15 protein-coding genes are annotated in these 16,188 nt (G+C 67.6%); 10 read left to right on the top strand and 5 right to left on the bottom strand.

Going from position 1 to position 16,188, the window contains the following annotated elements; genetic code table 11:
* Window positions 1-136 precede the first annotated feature (136 nt).
* The 8 genes from METUNV2_RS0102240 to METUNV2_RS0102205 all read left to right on the top strand — a co-directional run bounded on the left by METUNV2_RS0102240 (window position 137) and on the right by METUNV2_RS0102205 (window position 7,852).
* Entirely contained in the window at window positions 137-541 is a 405-nt protein-coding gene (locus METUNV2_RS0102240; RefSeq protein WP_018227892.1) for a group II truncated hemoglobin, read from the top strand.
* A 99-nt stretch (window positions 542-640) separates the two neighbouring features.
* Window positions 641-1,633, top strand: coding sequence for a glycosyltransferase family 2 protein (locus METUNV2_RS0102235; protein WP_051081948.1), 993 nt, complete (start codon window positions 641-643; stop codon window positions 1,631-1,633).
* Complete coding sequence (locus tag METUNV2_RS0102230; protein ID WP_018227890.1) at window positions 1,633-2,016, top strand: GtrA family protein; 384 nt, start codon at window positions 1,633-1,635, stop codon at window positions 2,014-2,016. Before METUNV2_RS0102235 ends, METUNV2_RS0102230 begins: the two co-directional genes overlap by 1 nt.
* Window positions 2,013-2,855: a ChbG/HpnK family deacetylase gene (locus METUNV2_RS0102225; RefSeq protein WP_026187806.1), complete on the top strand. Its 843-nt coding sequence runs from the start codon at window positions 2,013-2,015 to the stop codon at window positions 2,853-2,855. Before METUNV2_RS0102230 ends, METUNV2_RS0102225 begins: the two co-directional genes overlap by 4 nt.
* Before the next feature lie 177 nt (window positions 2,856-3,032).
* Window positions 3,033-3,599 (top strand): PEP-CTERM sorting domain-containing protein, encoded by a 567-nt coding sequence (locus METUNV2_RS0102220; protein WP_018227888.1) that lies wholly within the window; start codon window positions 3,033-3,035, stop codon window positions 3,597-3,599.
* A gap of 116 nt (window positions 3,600-3,715) precedes the next feature.
* A complete protein-coding gene (locus METUNV2_RS0102215) occupies window positions 3,716-5,290 on the top strand; it encodes a glycosyltransferase family 39 protein (protein WP_018227887.1) in 1,575 nt (524 codons plus the stop codon).
* A 42-nt stretch (window positions 5,291-5,332) separates the two neighbouring features.
* Window positions 5,333-7,039, top strand: a complete 1,707-nt coding sequence (locus METUNV2_RS0102210; RefSeq protein WP_018227886.1) for a CorA family divalent cation transporter — start codon at window positions 5,333-5,335, stop codon at window positions 7,037-7,039.
* Between the two features lie 150 nt (window positions 7,040-7,189).
* A complete protein-coding gene (locus METUNV2_RS0102205) occupies window positions 7,190-7,852 on the top strand; it encodes a PEP-CTERM sorting domain-containing protein (protein ID WP_018227885.1) in 663 nt (220 codons plus the stop codon).
* Window positions 7,853-7,918: 66 nt separating this feature from the next.
* On the opposite strand, the gene METUNV2_RS0102200 is transcribed toward METUNV2_RS0102205, so the two are convergent.
* Window positions 7,919-9,934, bottom strand: coding sequence for a ribonuclease catalytic domain-containing protein (locus tag METUNV2_RS0102200; protein WP_018227884.1), 2,016 nt, complete (start codon window positions 9,932-9,934; stop codon window positions 7,919-7,921).
* Window positions 9,935-10,088: 154 nt separating this feature from the next.
* Between METUNV2_RS0102200 and mgtE the strand changes: the two genes are divergently transcribed.
* Both mgtE and METUNV2_RS0102190 read left to right on the top strand, forming a co-directional pair.
* Complete coding sequence (gene mgtE, locus METUNV2_RS0102195) at window positions 10,089-11,531, top strand: magnesium transporter (RefSeq protein ID WP_018227883.1); 1,443 nt, start codon at window positions 10,089-10,091, stop codon at window positions 11,529-11,531.
* An 11-nt stretch (window positions 11,532-11,542) separates the two neighbouring features.
* Window positions 11,543-12,061 (top strand): hypothetical protein, encoded by a 519-nt coding sequence (locus METUNV2_RS0102190; protein WP_018227882.1) that lies wholly within the window; start codon window positions 11,543-11,545, stop codon window positions 12,059-12,061.
* Between the two features lie 9 nt (window positions 12,062-12,070).
* On the opposite strand, the gene METUNV2_RS0102185 is transcribed toward METUNV2_RS0102190, so the two are convergent.
* From METUNV2_RS0102185 to METUNV2_RS0102170, 4 genes are all read right to left on the bottom strand, one after another.
* Entirely contained in the window at window positions 12,071-12,889 is an 819-nt protein-coding gene (locus METUNV2_RS0102185; RefSeq protein WP_018227881.1) for a sulfite exporter TauE/SafE family protein, read from the bottom strand.
* Window positions 12,890-12,986: 97 nt separating this feature from the next.
* Window positions 12,987-13,991 (bottom strand): 2-dehydropantoate 2-reductase, encoded by a 1,005-nt coding sequence (locus tag METUNV2_RS0102180; RefSeq protein ID WP_018227880.1) that lies wholly within the window; start codon window positions 13,989-13,991, stop codon window positions 12,987-12,989.
* Window positions 13,992-14,090: 99 nt separating this feature from the next.
* On the bottom strand, window positions 14,091-15,587 hold the full coding sequence (locus METUNV2_RS0102175) for a tripartite tricarboxylate transporter permease (RefSeq protein ID WP_018227879.1): 1,497 nt from the start codon (window positions 15,585-15,587) through the stop codon (window positions 14,091-14,093).
* 30 nt (window positions 15,588-15,617) lie between these two features.
* On the bottom strand, window positions 15,618-16,127 hold the full coding sequence (locus METUNV2_RS0102170) for a tripartite tricarboxylate transporter TctB family protein (protein WP_018227878.1): 510 nt from the start codon (window positions 16,125-16,127) through the stop codon (window positions 15,618-15,620).
* Between the last annotated feature and the right edge of the window lie 61 nt (window positions 16,128-16,188).

The following is a 16,188-nucleotide window of genomic DNA, read 5'->3' as shown; positions in this document are numbered from 1 at the left end:
CAATCGAACCATGCACCGCACGTACTGCATGCCGGACGGATGTGAGCCCGGACGGCAGGCCGCGCACCGCACGCACGCGGCCCCCACACCCGCCTTTCACGGACCGAGCAGCACCGACCTGACAGAGCACGACACGATGAACGCGCCCGCCACGAAGCCCGCCAGCATGTTCCAGCAGATCGGTGGAGAAGAGCCGCTGCGCCGGCTGGTGAATGCCTTCTACGACATCGTCGAAACCCACCCGGACGGCGAGCCGGTGCACAAGCTGCACCTGGAAGGCTTCGGCGTCGCTCACCTGCGCGAGGCGCAGTTCGAGTTCCTGTGCGGCTTTCTCGGCGGCCCGCGCTATTACGCCGAGCGCATGGGCCACTCCAACCTGCGGCAGATGCACGCCCACGTCGCGATCGGGCAGGCCGAAGTGGTGTCCTGGCTGCGCTGCATGGTGCATGCGATCGAAGCCACCGGCATTCCGACCGATGTCGGCGTGCGCCTGATGCAGCACTTCACCCGCGCCGCCGAAGCGCTGAAAAACCGGGACTGAGCGAGGGGCGGTTAAACTGCCGGCGGATTCCCGAACCGCCGCTCCGCCACCGTGTCCGCACCCTCATCCGCCCCCGCCGCGCCCGTCACTGTCGCCCCTCTGCCGCCGGATGCCCGGCGCGCCGCCCCGCCTGCGCTGTTCAGCGTGGTGGTACCCGCCTACAACGAAGCCGGTGCGCTGGCCGGCACGCTGGACATGATCGCCGGCCAGCTCGCAGCCCAGGTGCCGCACTACGAAATCGTGGTGGTCGATGACGGCAGCCGCGACGACACCGCGCGCATCGCGGCCGCCTGCGCCGCACGGCTGCCGGTCACGCTGGTGCGCTTCTCGCGCAATTTCGGCAAGGAGGCGGCGATTTCCGCCGGTCTGCAGCACGCGCGCGGCGACGTGGTGGTGTGCATGGACGCCGACGGTCAGCATTCCGCGGACCTGATCGGCCGCATGCTGGCGCTGTGGCGCGAAGGCTGGGACATGGTCTATGCGGTGCGCGACGACCGCGCGCAGCAGGGGCTGCTGAACGAAGTGGGGTCGCGCCTCTTCTACCGGCTGATGAACCTCGGCGGCCGGCTCGACATTCCGCCCAATGCCGGCGACTTCCGGCTGATGGACCGCAAGGTGGTCGATGCCCTGCTCGCACTGCCGGAGCGCCAGCGCTTCATGAAGGGCATGTACGCCTGGGTGGGCTTCCGCTCGGTCGGCATTCCTTACACCCCGCTGCCGCGCGCCGCCGGCACCACCACCTTCAACCGCTTCAACCTGATGCGGCTGGCCTGGACCGGGCTCACCAGCTTTTCGGTGCTGCCACTGCGCCTGGCCAGCCTGACCGGGCTGGCGCTGTCCACGCTGGCCTTCGCCTACGGCCTGTTCATCGTGATCGAGAAAATGCTGCTCGGCATCGACGTGCCCGGCTGGCCGACCGTGGTGGTGAGCATCATGTTCTTCTCCGGCGTGCAGCTGCTGTTCATCGGCATCCTCGGCGAATACCTCGCCCGCGTGTACGAGGAAGTGAAGGGCCGGCCGCCCTATGTGGTGGCCGAAGTGGTGACGCCGGCGCAGCCGGCGGGCAAAGACAGTCGGGAGGCGCAGGGCTGATGCGCGCGTCGGTGCTGCTGTTCCTCATCGTCGGCGGCTGCGCCGCGGCCACCCATTACTTCGTGACGCTGGGCGTGGACTGGGCCACCGGCATCGCGCCGGCGTGGTCCAACCTGATCGGCTTCCTGTGCGCCTTTCCGGTGAGCTATCTCGGCCACCGCAACCTGTCGTTCGCCGGCACGAAGGCGCCGCATCGCACCGCACTGCCGAAACTGATGGCGGTGTCGGGCACCGCCTTCGTCGGCAACCAGATCATGCTGGCGGCGCTGCTCGAATACACGCCGCTGCCGCTGTGGCTGGCGCTGGGCATCGTGCTGTTCTTCGTCGCACTGAGCACCTGGCTGCTCGGCCGCTACTGGGCGTTCGCCCACCCGCCGGCATGAGGACGGTGTTCGTGACCGCAGACGACTACGGCTTCAACGCCGCGGTCGATGACGGCATTCTGGCGCTGGCCGAAGCCGGCCGGCTGGCCGGCGCCGGCTGCATGACGCGTGCGCCCGGCTGGCGTGCGGCGGCAGCGCGGATTCCGGTCGCGTCACCGCCCGCCAGCGATGCCGGGGGCGACGAGGATGACGGCAGTGATCAGGGCCCCGTCTGCGGCTGGGGTCTGCACCTCGACCTGACCGAATTCAGCCCGCTGCGCCGCGGCCTGTGGCCGCTCATCGCCGCCAGCCTGATGCGGCGGCTGAACCCGGCCGCACTGCGCGCGGAAATCGCCGCCCAGTGCGCGCTGTTCGAAGACGCCACCGGCCGTGCGCCCGACTATGTGGACGGACACCAGCACGTGCACCAGCTGCCGCAGGTGCGCGAGGCGCTGGTCGACGTACTGGCCGCGCGCTACGCCGGCCGGCTGCCCTGGCTGCGCATCAGCGGCGCCCGCATCGGCGACGGCGCGAAGGCGCTGTTCATCGCCGCACTCGGTGCCGACGAACTGGAACGGCTGGCCACCGCCGCCGGCATGGAGTGCATGCCGCGCCTGCTCGGCGCCTACGGCTTCGACGGCGACGCCGAAGGCTACCGGCGCCGGCTCGGCGACTGGCTCGCGCGCGCCGCCGACGGCCACGCACTGATGGTGCATCCGGCGACCGCAGCGCTGCCCGGCGACCCGATCGGCCCGGCCCGGGTGCGCGAGTACGGCGTGCTGATGGACCACCTGCCGGGGCTGATGGCGGCCACCGGCACCGGGCCCGGTTCGCTGGCGCGACCCCTGGCCGGATCGTGACGCAGTTCCGCATTCGGCCGGCTGGCGCGGCTTTGCCGGTTGTTGCGACGCAAAACGTAACGAATCGCCCGGCCCGGGCGTGACCGATTACCGGCGCTCTGCCGCCAGTCTCCGTAGCATGGAATCCATCGCACGGCAGCCGCCGCGCACATGCAACCACGCATCGGAGTCACCGCAATGACCAAGCTGTTCGCCCGCCTCGCACTGCCGCTGATCGCCACCTTCGCCATGCACGGCGCGCACGCCGAATCGTGCGGTGCCACCACCTTCTCGTCGGTGGCTGCCAGCAGCTGCTCGGGCGCCTACTCCGGCAACCTGAATGGCAAGGTGGCCGAACTGGACGCGCTGGCCAGCCTGTTCGGCGGTACCTGGAGCTATCTGGGTGCCAGCAACAGCAGCAACTACGGTCCGTTCTCGGCTGCGCCGAACGGCGCCACCAGCGGCACGCTGAGCTTCGACAACGCGGTCAGCGGCCGTTTCGTGATCGGCCTGAAGGCGGCCAACCAGTACAGCTACTACTTCTTCGACAGCGCTTCACCGGTCAGCAGCCTGAGCTTCAACACCACCGCCGGCGTGGCGACCAATGTGCGCGGCATCGCGCAGAACCTGTCGCACGCGGTGCTCTACACCGGCAGCGCACTGCCGCCGATCGCGCCGGCCATGCCGGTGCCGGAACCCGGTGGCTGGGCCATGTTCGCCGCCGGTCTGGGCGTGCTCGGCCTGATCGCCCGCCGCCGCGCCTGATTCCGGACACCGTCCGCACGACGCCCCGCCCGCGCGGGGCGTTTTCTTTTGTGCGGCTGTCAGCGCCGGGCGGGGTCGTGCGTTGAGCGAACGCTCACTTCTTCCACCCCCTCTCCGTGATTCCAGCCGCTTTTCGCCGCTTCGCCCCCGCCCTGCTGTCCATCGCCCTCGTCCTCTACGTGCTGCACGGCTTCGGCCAGCACGGCCTGAGCAATGACGAAGAGGTGCAGCACGTCTATGGCCGCCTGCTGCTCGACTACTACGCCTCCGGCCTGACCGACCTGTCGGCCTTCCAGTACAAGAACCTCTACCTGTACGGCGGCCTGTTCGACCTGATCGCGGCGCTGGCCGAACGCCTGCTGCCGGCGATGAATGTGTGGGACCTGCGCCACCTGCTGACCGCGCTGTTCGGCCTGGGCGGGCTGTACGCTGTGCATCGCACCGGCCGTCTGCTCGGCGGCGCCACACACGGGCTGACCGCAGTGGTGCTGCTGATGCTGACCGGCGCCTGGGGCGGTGCGCTGTTTACTCATACCAAGGACATTCCGTTCGCCGCCTGCATGGCCTGGGCCACCTTCTGCATCGTGCGCCTGGTGCCCGCGCTGCCCCGGCCACCGCTGTCGCAGGTGCTGCAGCTGGGTGCGGCCATCGGCTGCGCCTTCGGGCTGCGGGTAGGCGCGGTGTTCGCGGTGATGACGCTGGGGCTGACCGTGCTGGCGGCGAGCGCCCTGTCCGCCGGCGACCTGCGCGCGCGCGCGGCCCACCTCTTCGCTTCGCTGCGCGCACTGCTGCCGGCGGTGCCGGTGGCGGTGGTGCTGATGGGCGTGTTCTGGCCGTGGTCGGTGCAGGCGCCAGGCAATCTGTTCAGCGCGCTCACCACCTTCTCCCACTTCACCTTCGAACTGTTCACCGTGCTCGACGGCGTGCAGATGAAGATCGGCGAAGTGCCGCGCCACTACCTGCCGCTCTACCTCGCGGCGCGCCAGCCGGAACTGACGCTGGCCGGACTGCTGCTCGCCGTCGGTGCCGGCCTTGTCGGCGCCCGCCGCATCCGCTGGATGCACTGGCTGCCGGTGCTGCTGGCCGCCGGCCTGCCACTGCTGCTGGCCATCGCCACCCGCCCGGCGCTGTACAACGGCGTACGCCACTTCACCTTCCTGCTGCCGCCGCTGGCGCTGATCGCCGCCGGCGGTCTGGTCGCTACCGCACGGGCGCTGCGTGGCCGGCCGCTGCCGGCCGCGCTTTTCGCTGCGCTGTGCGCGGTGGGCGTCGCGCTGCCGCTGATCGACATGGCGCGCCTGGCCCCCTACCACTACATGAACTACAACCGGCTGGCCGGCGGCTTCGCCGGCGCGCCCGGCCGCTGGGAAACCGACTACTGGTCGGACGGCGTGCGCGAAGCGACCGGCCTGCTGCGCGCCCGACTCGATGCGGAACCGGCTCCGGCCGAACCGTGGCAGGTGGCGGTGTGCGCCGAGTCGGTGCAGGCCCAGGCCTGGCTGCCGGCCGCGCGCTACCAGGTGACCAAGGACTGGGTGCGCGCCGATTTCTTCATTTCGACCACCCACATGGCCTGTGATGAAGTGCTGGCCGGCCAGGAAATCGCCCGGGTCGAACGCATGGGCTTGCCGCTGACCGTGGTGAAGGACAGGCGCGCGGTGCCGCCGGAACAGCGCCGGCCGCTGCGCTAAACTCGCGCATCCCGTTCGCCCGCAGCCTGCCGCCGCCCGCCGATGACCGCACCGTCGCCCGTCGCCCGCCATTTCCGCCAGATCCTGCTGTGGCCGCTGCGGCTGATGCCACTGCGCTCAGGCGAACAGGTGCAGCGCCACTCCGAGGCGCTGGCCGCCATTACCGAGAACAATCCGTGGCGCGAGCAGCGCGACGAATTCACCGGCTCGCCCACCGACTTCCACGAACGCCACTACCGCGAGTTCGTCACATTCCTGCCGCACGTGCAGCGCTTTCTGTACGGCCAGGGACGCTCCAGTTCCAGCCTGCGCGGCTATGGCGAATCGCCGATCCGGGTGTTCCGCCGGCACGACATCGACCGCGTGCGCCTGGGCTGCGAAGACGGCAGCGAGCTGGATCTGAAGGTGCAGCACCTCGACCTCTACTTCTTCTATGACGTCGACGTGGTGCTGCTGGCGCTCGAGGTGTATGCCGACGATCTGCCGCTGACCCGGGTGCAGGAACTGATGTTCCGCTTCGGCCGCGCCTTTCCCGCGAAGTGGAGCGACGACGGCCGGGCCGCTCAGTGCATGCGCAGCGTGCAGTGGCTGGACCGCGAAGGCCGGGTGCTGGCCGAGTCCGACTACAACGAGCGCGAACGCTATCTGCGCCATGTGTGGGAACACCGCGCCTCGGCCATCGGCCGGCACTGGGAATATCTGCTCCATCCGATGGTGCAGCACCACTCGGAAGCGCCGGGCGACATCCGCTACCGGCAGCTGGAATATCACCGCCAGCCCAAGATGACCTACCTCGCCTTCGACGACCCCTTCGCGCTGACGCGCGAGGATTTCGTCCGGCTGGGCCAGGCCACGCAGCCGGACGACGGCCGGCCGCTGCCGTATTCCGAGGCGGTGATGTCGGATTTCGAGCGCACCGCCTGCTACGACCGTTTCTGGGGCCCGGAACGGCGCAGCGACAACGCCAGCACGCGGGTCATCTGCACCGGGCCGAACATGGTAATGGTGGGCAAGCACGGGCTGGCCGGCTATTCCGACCCGCAGAACGGCCTTCTGGCCGAGTTCCGCCACCAGTATTTCCTGATCGGCCTGATCGCCCACTTCCACCGCGCTTCGCTGCTCATGCTGATGGACCGGCTGGTGGTGGCGGTGAGCCTGCTCGACGCCGACGAAGTCGATTCACGCCGCCGCTTCAAGCGCAGCATCCGCGCGACGATGGAAATCTTCCTGCGCTTCAACCACCGCTACTGGTTCGGCGAGGTGTCGAAGCAGTCGATGGCCAAGGATCTGTTCGACATGTGGAGCCGCAACCTCGGCAACGAGGCGCTGTACAACGAACTGCGCGCGGAAATCCTGGACATGGACAACTATCTGGAAGCGGACGACAGCCGCCGCCAGAACGAAACCCTGCTGCGCCTGACCGTGGTGACCATCTTCGGTCTGGTCGGCACCATCGTCACCGGCTTCCTCGGCATGAACATTTTCGACGGCCCGCCGGCCACGCTGGCCGGCAAGATCGGCGCAGTGGTGGCGGTGGCGGTGCCCACGCTGCTGCTCACCTTCTACACGCTGAAAAAATCGAGCGCGCTGTCCGAATTCATGGACGCGGTATCCGACGACGCGCTGACGCCGCGGCAGAAGGTGCGCTCCTTCCTTCGCATCTGGCGCAGGCGGCCGCAACCCGGCCGTCGGCGCGGCGATGTCGCCCCCCCGCCCCGGAACAGCGCGTCCGAGCCCCAACGCCCCTGACCCCCAGCCCCGCCACGCTGTCGGCTTTCTTGACAGCCCCCCGGGCTTGCCGCCGGCCGCTGCCCGCAAAGCAAGACGGCACGCGACCGTCCGATTGCGGCATGCTTATTGCAAGAGCGTGATGTTTTCAATTTCCGACGAGGATGTTCGATGAAAGCTCTCGCCTTCGCCGCCGTACTGGGCGCCTTTGCCCTGCCGGCCTCAGCCGCCTTCCAGACCGTCGATTTCGGCGGATATTCGGTCACCTATGACGACAGCTCCGTGCTCGGCGGCATTTCGTTCAATTCCGGAGGCGGTGGCAACACGGTCGGCTTCGGCTGGACGCTGCCGGACTCGCTGGTGGTCAATGACGCCACCACCGAATTCGTGCTGCCCAGCTTCACCGTGGTCGCCAACCCGGGCTACACGCTGAGCGGCGCGCTGACCGGCTTCATCGGCAATCTGTCCTTCTCGGAGTTCGGTTCCGGCGAATCCGGCGCCTGGATCAGCGGCACCGTGTCGATCAACGGCAGCCCGCTCACCGCCTTCTCCGAACTGCTGAACCGCACCACCCAGCTCAGCCTGCCGACCATCCGCACCGGCTACTACAACCTGGGCGGCACGCAGTCTTTTGGCAGCTTCTCGTCGCTGGTGGTGTCCAACCTGACGCTCACGCTGAGTGCCAGCTCGACCGCCGCGGTGTTCAGTACCGACCAGGGACGCCTTGAAATCGGTTTCGTCGCCGCACCGGTGCCGGAAGCCGACACCTACGCCATGCTGCTGGCCGGTCTGGGCATCGTGTCCATGGTGGCTCGTCGCCGTCTGCCGCGCTGAGCTCGGCATGCACCATGAAAAAAGCCGGCTCACGCCGGCTTTTTTCATTTCAGGCCTGTCCGATCTTCAGTCCGCCTCACCACTTTCCGGCGCTGCGGGCGTCACTTCAGGCAGCGGCGCCTCGGCCGGCGGCGTGTCAGGCGGCAGTTCGGCTTCGGCGATCTCTTCCGCCAGTTCCTCTTCCGACACCGCGGCTGCACCGGCCAGCGCAGCCAGATCGCCCACCCAGCGGGCGCGGGCGTCATTGCCCAGCAGGTCGATCTGCTCCACCTCGACCTCGACCCGCGAACGCGGATCGCGCGCCGGCAGGCTGGGGCAGCGCAGCACCAGCGGAATCTGCTCGAGACGGATGAGTGATTCGCGCAGCACGATGGCCGACAGCGGCGACGCATCGCCATCGGCAGCGCGCTGGCGCAGCCAGCGCAGGCACCAGTAGCGCTCCATCGAGCGCTGGAAGTCGGCGTAGGCGGCGTACACCAGTTCGAAATCGCGCAGCGCCGACAGCAGCGCCTCGGACTTGGGCGGGAACACCGGCGGCTCGCCGCGCAACAGCGTGATCATCTGCCACTGGTTCACCAGATCGACGTAGCGGCGCAGCGGCGAGGTCGACCATGCGTAGCAATCCACGCCCAGACCTTCGTGCGGCGCGGCGACCGTGGTCATGCGTACCTTGCCGGCGCCCTGGGCGCGGTACAGCGCCGGAATGCCGGCGTCGCGCAGATCCGCGCCCCAGGTGTTGTTGGCGACGATCATCAGCTCAGCCACCAGCTTGTCCAGCGGGCTGCCACGGGCACGGCGCAGGATGTCCACCCGGCCTTCGCCGTCTTCGGTGCTCTGTGCCCAATCGACGTAGAAGTTGAAATCCATCTGGCCGCTGTTGGCGGACGGCTTGCCGCGGCCGGCTTCGAGCACTTCAGCCAGACGCCACAGCAGCAGCAGTTCGTCGCGCCACTCGAAAGCGGGCAGGTCGCCCGCGGCCAGCGTGTCATCGTTGAACAGCGGCTCGATCGCGTGGTGACGCAGATTGGCGGCCACGTTCACGCGGTCGATGCGGGTTTCCTTCGCGGTGATGCGCAGATCGGTCTCGACGTCGAGATAGAGCGACAGCGCCGGGCAGTCACGGCCTTCGGCCAGCGTGTAGGCCTCGACCGCTTCGTCCGGCAGCATGGTGATCTTGCGGCCGGGAAAGTAGACGGTGGACAGCCGCCCGCGGGCGATGTCGGCCAGCGGCGTGCCCGGCTGGATGGCCAGCGACGGCGCGGCGATGTGGATGCCGATGCGCCAGCCGCCGCCCTCTTTCGGGCGCACCGAGAAGGCGTCGTCGATTTCGGTGGTGGTGGCGTCGTCGATCGAAAAGGCACGCACGCCGGCATCCGGCAGTTCGCCGACCGGCGGCACTTCGTGGGTCGGAAAATCGGTGCCCTTCGGGAAGTACTCGAACAGGAAGCGGCCGAGGTGATATTCGTGGCTGGACGCGAAGGCCCCGGCCCGGGCCATGATGCCGACCACCGACAGACCGGCGGCCACGGCGGCGGCCTCGACCGCCTTGGTTTCCAGGCGGTTGCGGTCCGGCTTGTACAGGATCTGCGCGGAGCAGGCCGCGATTTCGGGCGGCGTGCGGCCAGCCTGCAGTTCGGCGCTCCAGTGTTCGATCTGTTCCTGCTGCAGCCGTTTCTTTTCCAGGCCGGCCAATGCGGCTTTCAGAATGTCCGGCGGCGCCTTGCGGAAACGGCCGCGGCCCTTGCGGTGGAAATACACCGGCGCGGCATGCAGGCCCAGCAGGACGGCGGTGGACTGCACCGCCGTCGGTGCGGCCCCATGGTATTCACGCGCCAGTTCTTCGAAGGCGAACTCGTCGTCTCCGCACACTTCCCACAGGAAGGGGGCGTCAAGTTCGGCGGCCTGGGCTTCGGCGGCAGCCAGCAGCGCGGACGGCTCGGGGCTGGTGAAGCGCAGCAGCACATGGGCCGCCTTCACCTTGGAGCGCTTGCCACTGGGCAGTTCGACCTGCAGCGAGGACACGCTGTCAGTCATCACGGAACCGGCGCGGAAGTGGCCGTCCTCTTCGAAAAGAACGTTCATGAAACGGGGCAACAGGAATTCGGCCCGTGATTATCGTTGAAAGCGGTCTCGCACTGTCGCATCGCGGCAAAAAGCCTCGGGACCGTCACGTCTGACGGCTACAATCGGCTGCCCGCCCGCCACCCCGGCTGGCCCGACCCGGAATCCGCGACACGTGGCCGACGCCGACGAAATCCTGCACTCCGACGCGATGCAACAGCGCCTGCAAGAGGTGAGGACGCTGCTCGACCGTCAGAAGCGGGTGGAAAGCCTGGTGCACCGCCAGGAAATGCCGCGCCACGAGCTGGTCGAGAACCTGATCGCGAAACAGCATCACAACGAGCTGACCAAGAAGCTCGATGCGATGCACCCGGCCGACATCGCCTACATCCTGGAAGCACTGCCGCCGGACGACCGTCTGCTGGTGTGGGATCTGGTGCGCGCCGAGCGCGACGGCGAAATCCTGCTCGAAGTGTCGGACGCGGTCCGCGAATCGCTGATCGACGCGATGGAGCCGAAGGAGCTGGTGGCCGCGGTCGAACAGCTCGACGCGGACGAACTGGCCGACCTCGCGCCCGACCTGCCGACCGAGGTCATGCAGGACGTGTTCAGCTCGCTCGATCACGAGGAGCGCGAACAGCTGCGCGCAGCGATGTCCTACCCGGAAGATTCGGTCGGCGCGCTGATGGATTTCGACATGGTGACCGTCCGCGAGGACGTGACGCTGGAAGTGGTGCTGCGCTACCTGCGCCGCTTCGACGAACTGCCGGACCACACCGACCAGATCTTCGTGGTCGATCGCGACGACAAGCTGCGCGGCGCGCTGTCGCTGAATACGCTGCTGGTGAACGACGTCGAGGTCGAGGTGGCCAGCGTGATGCAGGATCATCAGCTGGTGCTGCACGCCGATGACAGCGCCGAATCCGCCGCCCAGGCCTTCGAGCGCTACGATCTGGTGTCGGCGCCGGTGATCGACCACCACGACCAGCTGATCGGCCGGCTCACCGTGAATGAGGTGATGGACTTCATCCGCGAACAGTCGGAAGAAGAGCTGCTGGCCCAGGCCGGTCTGCGCGAGGAAGAGGACATTTTCGCGCCGATCATGGATTCGGTGCGCAACCGCTGGGCCTGGCTGGCGATCAATCTGGTCACCGCCTTCTTCGCTTCGCGCGTGATCGGCGCCTTCGAAGGCTCGATCGAAAAGCTGGTGGCGCTGGCCGCGCTGATGCCCATCGTGGCCGGCATCGGCGGCAACTCCGGCAACCAGACCATCACCATGATCGTGCGCGCGATCGCGCTTGGCCAGCTGCAGCCTGAAGCCGCACGCCGCCTGTACCGCAAGGAAATGGGCGTGGCGCTGATCAACGGCATCGTGTGGGGTGGCCTGCTCGGCCTGCTCGCCTGCTGGCTGTACGACTCGTGGGCGCTCGGCATGGTGATGACCGGTGCGATGACGCTGAACCTTCTGCTGGCCGCCTTTGTCGGTGTATCGGTGCCCATGCTGATGGCGCGCTATGGACGAGATCCGGCGGTGGGCTCTTCGGTGCTCATCACCGCGGTGACCGATTCCGGCGGCTTCTTCATCTTCCTCGGACTGGCCACCCTGTTCCTGCTCTGACGGAGGTGTCCATGCAGTTGCGGCTTTTCGCGATCGGGCTGGCGATGATGGTGGCCGGCACCTGCGCCGAGGCGGGCGACCGGGCACTGAGCGTGCCGTGCGCCGAAGCCGGCGCGCTGGAACTGTCAGTGCCGGACGACTGGACGGTGGACATCCGCCGCCACGATCCGCGCATGCCGCCCACGGTGACCCTGGCCGCACCCGACGGTCTGGCGCAATGGGTGCTGACGCCGGTGTGGAAGGCGGCCGACCGCAAGCCGCCCTCCAGCCCGGCGGAAATCCGCGCCCGGGTACAGCGCACCGCTGAAACCGTGGGCGCCGGCGGCGCACCGCTGCGCGAACTGCCTGGCGGCCTCTATTTCGACGGCGCCGCGGGCAGCACGCCCGAGCCTTACACCCGGCTGCGTCAGGGCATGCTGAAGGTGGGCGAACTGACCGTGAGCTTTACCGCGATGAGTGCCGACGCCCGCGCAGCCGACCAGGAGCAGGCGGTGAGCCGGCTGGGTGCCGCGGTACACCGGGCCCCCTGAGCACCACGCTCACGCCGCCGCCCAGAGCTTCCACAGCATGCGCGCCGCCAGCGCGACCAGCAGGATGGAGAACACCCGCTTGAGTGTGGCCACCGGCACCCGGTGCGCCGCGCGCGCACCCATCGGCGTGGTGAGCAGGCTGGCCGCAACAATGGTCACCAGCGCCGGCAGGTGCACATAGCCGATGGCCTGGGCCGGCAGATTGTCGGCGTGCAGACCGTTCCAGATGTAGCCGGCGGTACCGCCGAGCGCGATCGGCAGACCAAGCGCGGCCGAGGTGCCGATGGCGTTGCGCATGTCGCGGTTGCACCAGGTCAGGAAAGGCACGGTCATCGCGCCGCCGCCGACCGCCACCAGCGCGGACACCAGACCGATGCCGCCGCCGGCAGCGATCAGCCCGCCGGTGCCCGGCAGCTGGCGCGAAGGCTTGGGCTTGATGCCGATCAGCATGTTCAGCGCCACATAGACGACGAACACCGCGAAGAACAGCGACAGCGTCTGGGTCGACACCAGCCGCGCGACATAGGTGCCGGCGACGGTACCGATCAGCACGCCTGCCGTCATCGTGCGCACCGTCGGCCAGTCCACCGCACCGTGCGCGTGGTGGGTGCGCAGGCTGATGATGGACGACCCCACGATGGCCGCCATCGAGGTGCCGAGCGCCAGATGCAGGATGTGGTCGGGCGTGACGTGGATCTGCTCGAACAGCATGACCAGTATCGGCACCAGCAGCGTGCCGCCGCCAATGCCCAGCATGCCGGCGAAAAAGCCCGCCACCGTCCCGAGCGCAAGGCAGGCGAGCACGAATCCGAGGTCTGGGAAGAACATGGTGGTGCGCCGCAAAAAGGACGAAGGGGCGCTATCTCAACACAAAAACAAACGGGGCGCCCGCAGGCGCCCCGCTGTGTCACACAGTCGGCGAGGTTCAGCCGGCGATGGACAGCTTGCCCTTCTTGTCCGCCAGCGAGCGCGCCAGCAGCGACACCAGCGCGTAGACGGCGTCGATGTTGGGCGTCGCGATGCCGGTGATGCGGCCCAGTTCGCGCACCGAACCGACCAGCGCCTCGAACTCCAGCGGGCGGCCAGCTTCGACGTCCTGCAGCATCGAAGTCTTGTGCGCCCCCACCGCCTCGGCACCGGCGATGCGCTTGTCCAGACCGATCTTGAATTCGACGCCCAGCTTCTCGCCGACCGCCTGCGCCTCGCGCATCATGTTGGCGGCCAGTTCGCGGGTCAGCGGAAAGCGGCAGATGTCTTCCAGCGTCGCGTGGGTCAGCGCCGAAATCGGGTTGAAGCTCAGGTTGCCCCACAGCTTCACCCACATTTCGGAGCGGATGTCCTTCGACACCGGCGACTTGAAGCCGGCGGCGATCATGGCCTGCGACAGCGCCTCGATGCGCGGCGAACGCGAACCGTCCAGCTCGCCCAGCGTGAAGCGGTTGCCTTCGATCAGCTTGATCACGCCCGGCTCGACCAGTTCGGACGCCGGATAGACCACCGAGCCGATGACACGCTCGACCTCGATGTTGGCGGCGACGATGCCGTCCGGATCGACCGAGGTAACCGGCGTGCCTTCGTAGTCGCCGCCCAGCTTGTGGAAATACCACCAGGGAATGCCGTTCTGCATGGTCACCACCACGGTGTCCGGGCCGAACAGCGCGCGCATGTCGGCCGCCACGTCCTTCACCTGATGCGCCTTCAGCGTCAGCAGGATGACGTCCTGCACGCCGGCATCACTCATCTTCTGCACACCGCGGATGTTCGGCGCGTCTTCGACCGTGCCGTCCTCCAGGATGAGCGACATGCCCTTGGCCTGGATGGCCGCCAGATTGGGGCCACGCGCGATGCAGGTCACGTCATTGCCCGCGCGGGACAGCTTCACCGCGAGGTAGCCACCGATGGCGCCGGCGCCAACGACTGCAATCTTCATTCGTTCATCTCCTTCGATGTAGCGCGGCGGAGCGCCCGGTCAGAGCGCCCCGCCGCCTGTGCCGCCCGGCCGTCGTGCGGCGGGCGGCCCTGTTTCCGATCAGCCGCGGCCGCGCAGGTAGTGCTTCAGTGCCGGCACGATGGGCCACAGCAGCATGGTGAAGGACAGCAGCATCAGACCGGCCACCAGCGGGTTGGCCCAGAAGATGTCGAGACTGCCCTGCGACAGCAGCATGGACTGGCGGAAGCTCGATTCGGCCATGTCGCCGAGCACCAGCGCCAGCACCAGCGGTGCAAGCGGGTAGCGCAGCTTCTTGAACAGGTAACCGAACACGCCGAACACCAGCATCATCACCACGTCGAAGATCGAGCTGTGCACCGTGTAGGCGCCGATCGCGCAGATCACGATGATGACCGGGCCGATGACCGAGAACGGAATGCGCAGGATGGCGGCCCACCAGGGCACCGTGGTCAGCACCACGATCAGGCCCACGATGTTGCCGAGGTACATCGAGGCAATCAGGCCCCAGACGAAGTCCGGTTTCTCGGTGAACAGCAGCGGACCGGGCTGCAGGCCCCAGATCAGCAGACCGCCCAGCAGCACGGCGGCGGTCGGCGAACCCGGAATGCCCAGCGTCAGCATCGGCAGCAGCGCTGAGGTGCCGGCGGCGTGCGCCGCGGTTTCCGGTGCCACCACGCCTTCGATATTGCCCTTGCCGAAGGTGTCCTTGTCCTTTGCACCGCGACGAGCCAGACCGTAGGCCATGAAGGACGCCGGCGTCGCACCGCCCGGGGTGACGCCCATCCAGCAGCCGACCAGCACCGAGCGCAGCGAAGTCCGCCAGTAGCGCAGCAGTTCCTTCCAGGTCTGCAGCACGACGTTGAGCTGGATTTTTGCGCTCTTGCCCTTGAAGGCCAGACCTTCTTCCATCGTGAGCAGGATTTCGCCGATGCCGAACAGGCCGATCACCGCGATCAGGAAGTCGAAGCCTTTCAGCAGTTCCGGGTAGCCGAAGGTCATGCGCAAGGTGCCGGTCACCGTGTCCATGCCCACCGCCGCCATCGCGAAGCCGAGCGCCATCACCGCCAGCGTCTTGGCCGGAGGTTCCTTGCTCATGCCGACGAAGGAGCAGAAGGTGAGCATCTGCACCGCGAACATTTCCGCCGCACCGAATTTCAGCGCGAACTTCGCCACCAGCGGCGCGAGGAAGGTGATCAGCAGCACCGCAAAGAAGGCACCGACGAAGGACGACGTGAAGGCGGCCGTCAGCGCCGCGCCGGCCCTGCCCTGCTGGGCCATCGGGAAGCCGTCGAAGGTGGTGGCCACCGACCAGGGTTCACCCGGAATGTTGAACAGGATGGAGGTGATCGCCCCGCCGAACAGCGCGCCCCAGTAGATGCAGGACAGCATGATGATGGCGGACGTCTGGTCCATCGAGAACGTGAGCGGCAGCAGGATGGCGATGCCGTTGGCACCGCCCAGGCCCGGCAGCACGCCGATCAGGATGCCCAGCGTGATGCCGAGCACCATGAAGCCGAGGTTGGGCAGGGTCAGCGCGACGCTGAACCCGTGCATGAGGTTGTTGAGTTCTTCCATCTCGATCTCGGATGTGGGTTGTTCTGACGATCAGAGGCCGAGCATCAGCTCGAGCGGCCCCTTGGGCAGCGGCACGAGGAACCAGCGCTCGAACAGCATGAAGGCGGCCAGCGGCACACCGACCGAAGTCAGCACGGTGCCGATGACACCGAACTTGCCGTGCACCTTCATGAAGTAGGCGATCAGCACGAAGGAGGACACATACAGGCCCAGAAAGACCACTGCCACGATGTAGATGGACAGCGGCACCAGCATCTGCATGACCGACCGCAGCTCTTCCCAGGTGGCGAACTGAGGTTGCGGCTTGCGTATCCTGGCCAGCGCACCGATCAGGATCCAGCCGCTCGAAATCAGCAGGATGCTGCCGATGTAGAACGGGAAATAGCCGGCGCGCGGACCTTCACCCTCTTCCCAGCCGGTACCGACACGGATGCTGTCGGACACGACGATGACGCCGATGGCGAACAGGAAGAGCGCGACCAGGATTTCCGGCCAGCGGTTGGACATGCCGGCTTCGGCGGCGTCCTCGGATCGCTCCATCATGAATCTCCAGAATCAAAAAAACAGGAAGTGAACATCTTTGCGGCGCATCGAAACGAAT

The sequence above is a fragment of the Methyloversatilis universalis EHg5 genome, assembly GCF_000378945.1.
Classification (GTDB): Bacteria; Pseudomonadota; Gammaproteobacteria; order Burkholderiales; family Rhodocyclaceae; genus Methyloversatilis; species Methyloversatilis universalis_A.
This window is presented reverse-complemented; position numbering and strand designations above follow the sequence as displayed.

What these genes read in the sequence shown, in the direction of transcription:
- METUNV2_RS0102230 (WP_018227890.1), top strand. Translation starts at nt 1,633, where the DNA reads ATGCGCGCGTCGGTGCTGCTGTTCCTCATCGTCGGCGGCTGCGCCGCG.
- METUNV2_RS0102205 (WP_018227885.1), top strand. Translation starts at nt 7,190, where the DNA reads ATGAAAGCTCTCGCCTTCGCCGCCGTACTGGGCGCCTTTGCCCTGCCG.
- METUNV2_RS0102200 (WP_018227884.1), bottom strand. Translation starts at nt 9,934, where the DNA reads ATGAACGTTCTTTTCGAAGAGGACGGCCACTTCCGCGCCGGTTCCGTG.
- METUNV2_RS0102190 (WP_018227882.1), top strand. Translation starts at nt 11,543, where the DNA reads ATGCAGTTGCGGCTTTTCGCGATCGGGCTGGCGATGATGGTGGCCGGC.
- METUNV2_RS0102180 (WP_018227880.1), bottom strand. Translation starts at nt 13,991, where the DNA reads ATGAAGATTGCAGTCGTTGGCGCCGGCGCCATCGGTGGCTACCTCGCG.
- METUNV2_RS0102175 (WP_018227879.1), bottom strand. Translation starts at nt 15,587, where the DNA reads ATGGAAGAACTCAACAACCTCATGCACGGGTTCAGCGTCGCGCTGACC.
- METUNV2_RS0102210 (WP_018227886.1), top strand. Translation starts at nt 5,333, where the DNA reads ATGACCGCACCGTCGCCCGTCGCCCGCCATTTCCGCCAGATCCTGCTG.
- METUNV2_RS0102185 (WP_018227881.1), bottom strand. Translation starts at nt 12,889, where the DNA reads ATGTTCTTCCCAGACCTCGGATTCGTGCTCGCCTGCCTTGCGCTCGGG.
- METUNV2_RS0102225 (WP_026187806.1), top strand. Translation starts at nt 2,013, where the DNA reads ATGAGGACGGTGTTCGTGACCGCAGACGACTACGGCTTCAACGCCGCG.
- METUNV2_RS0102220 (WP_018227888.1), top strand. Translation starts at nt 3,033, where the DNA reads ATGACCAAGCTGTTCGCCCGCCTCGCACTGCCGCTGATCGCCACCTTC.
- METUNV2_RS0102170 (WP_018227878.1), bottom strand. Translation starts at nt 16,127, where the DNA reads ATGGAGCGATCCGAGGACGCCGCCGAAGCCGGCATGTCCAACCGCTGG.
- METUNV2_RS0102240 (WP_018227892.1), top strand. Translation starts at nt 137, where the DNA reads ATGAACGCGCCCGCCACGAAGCCCGCCAGCATGTTCCAGCAGATCGGT.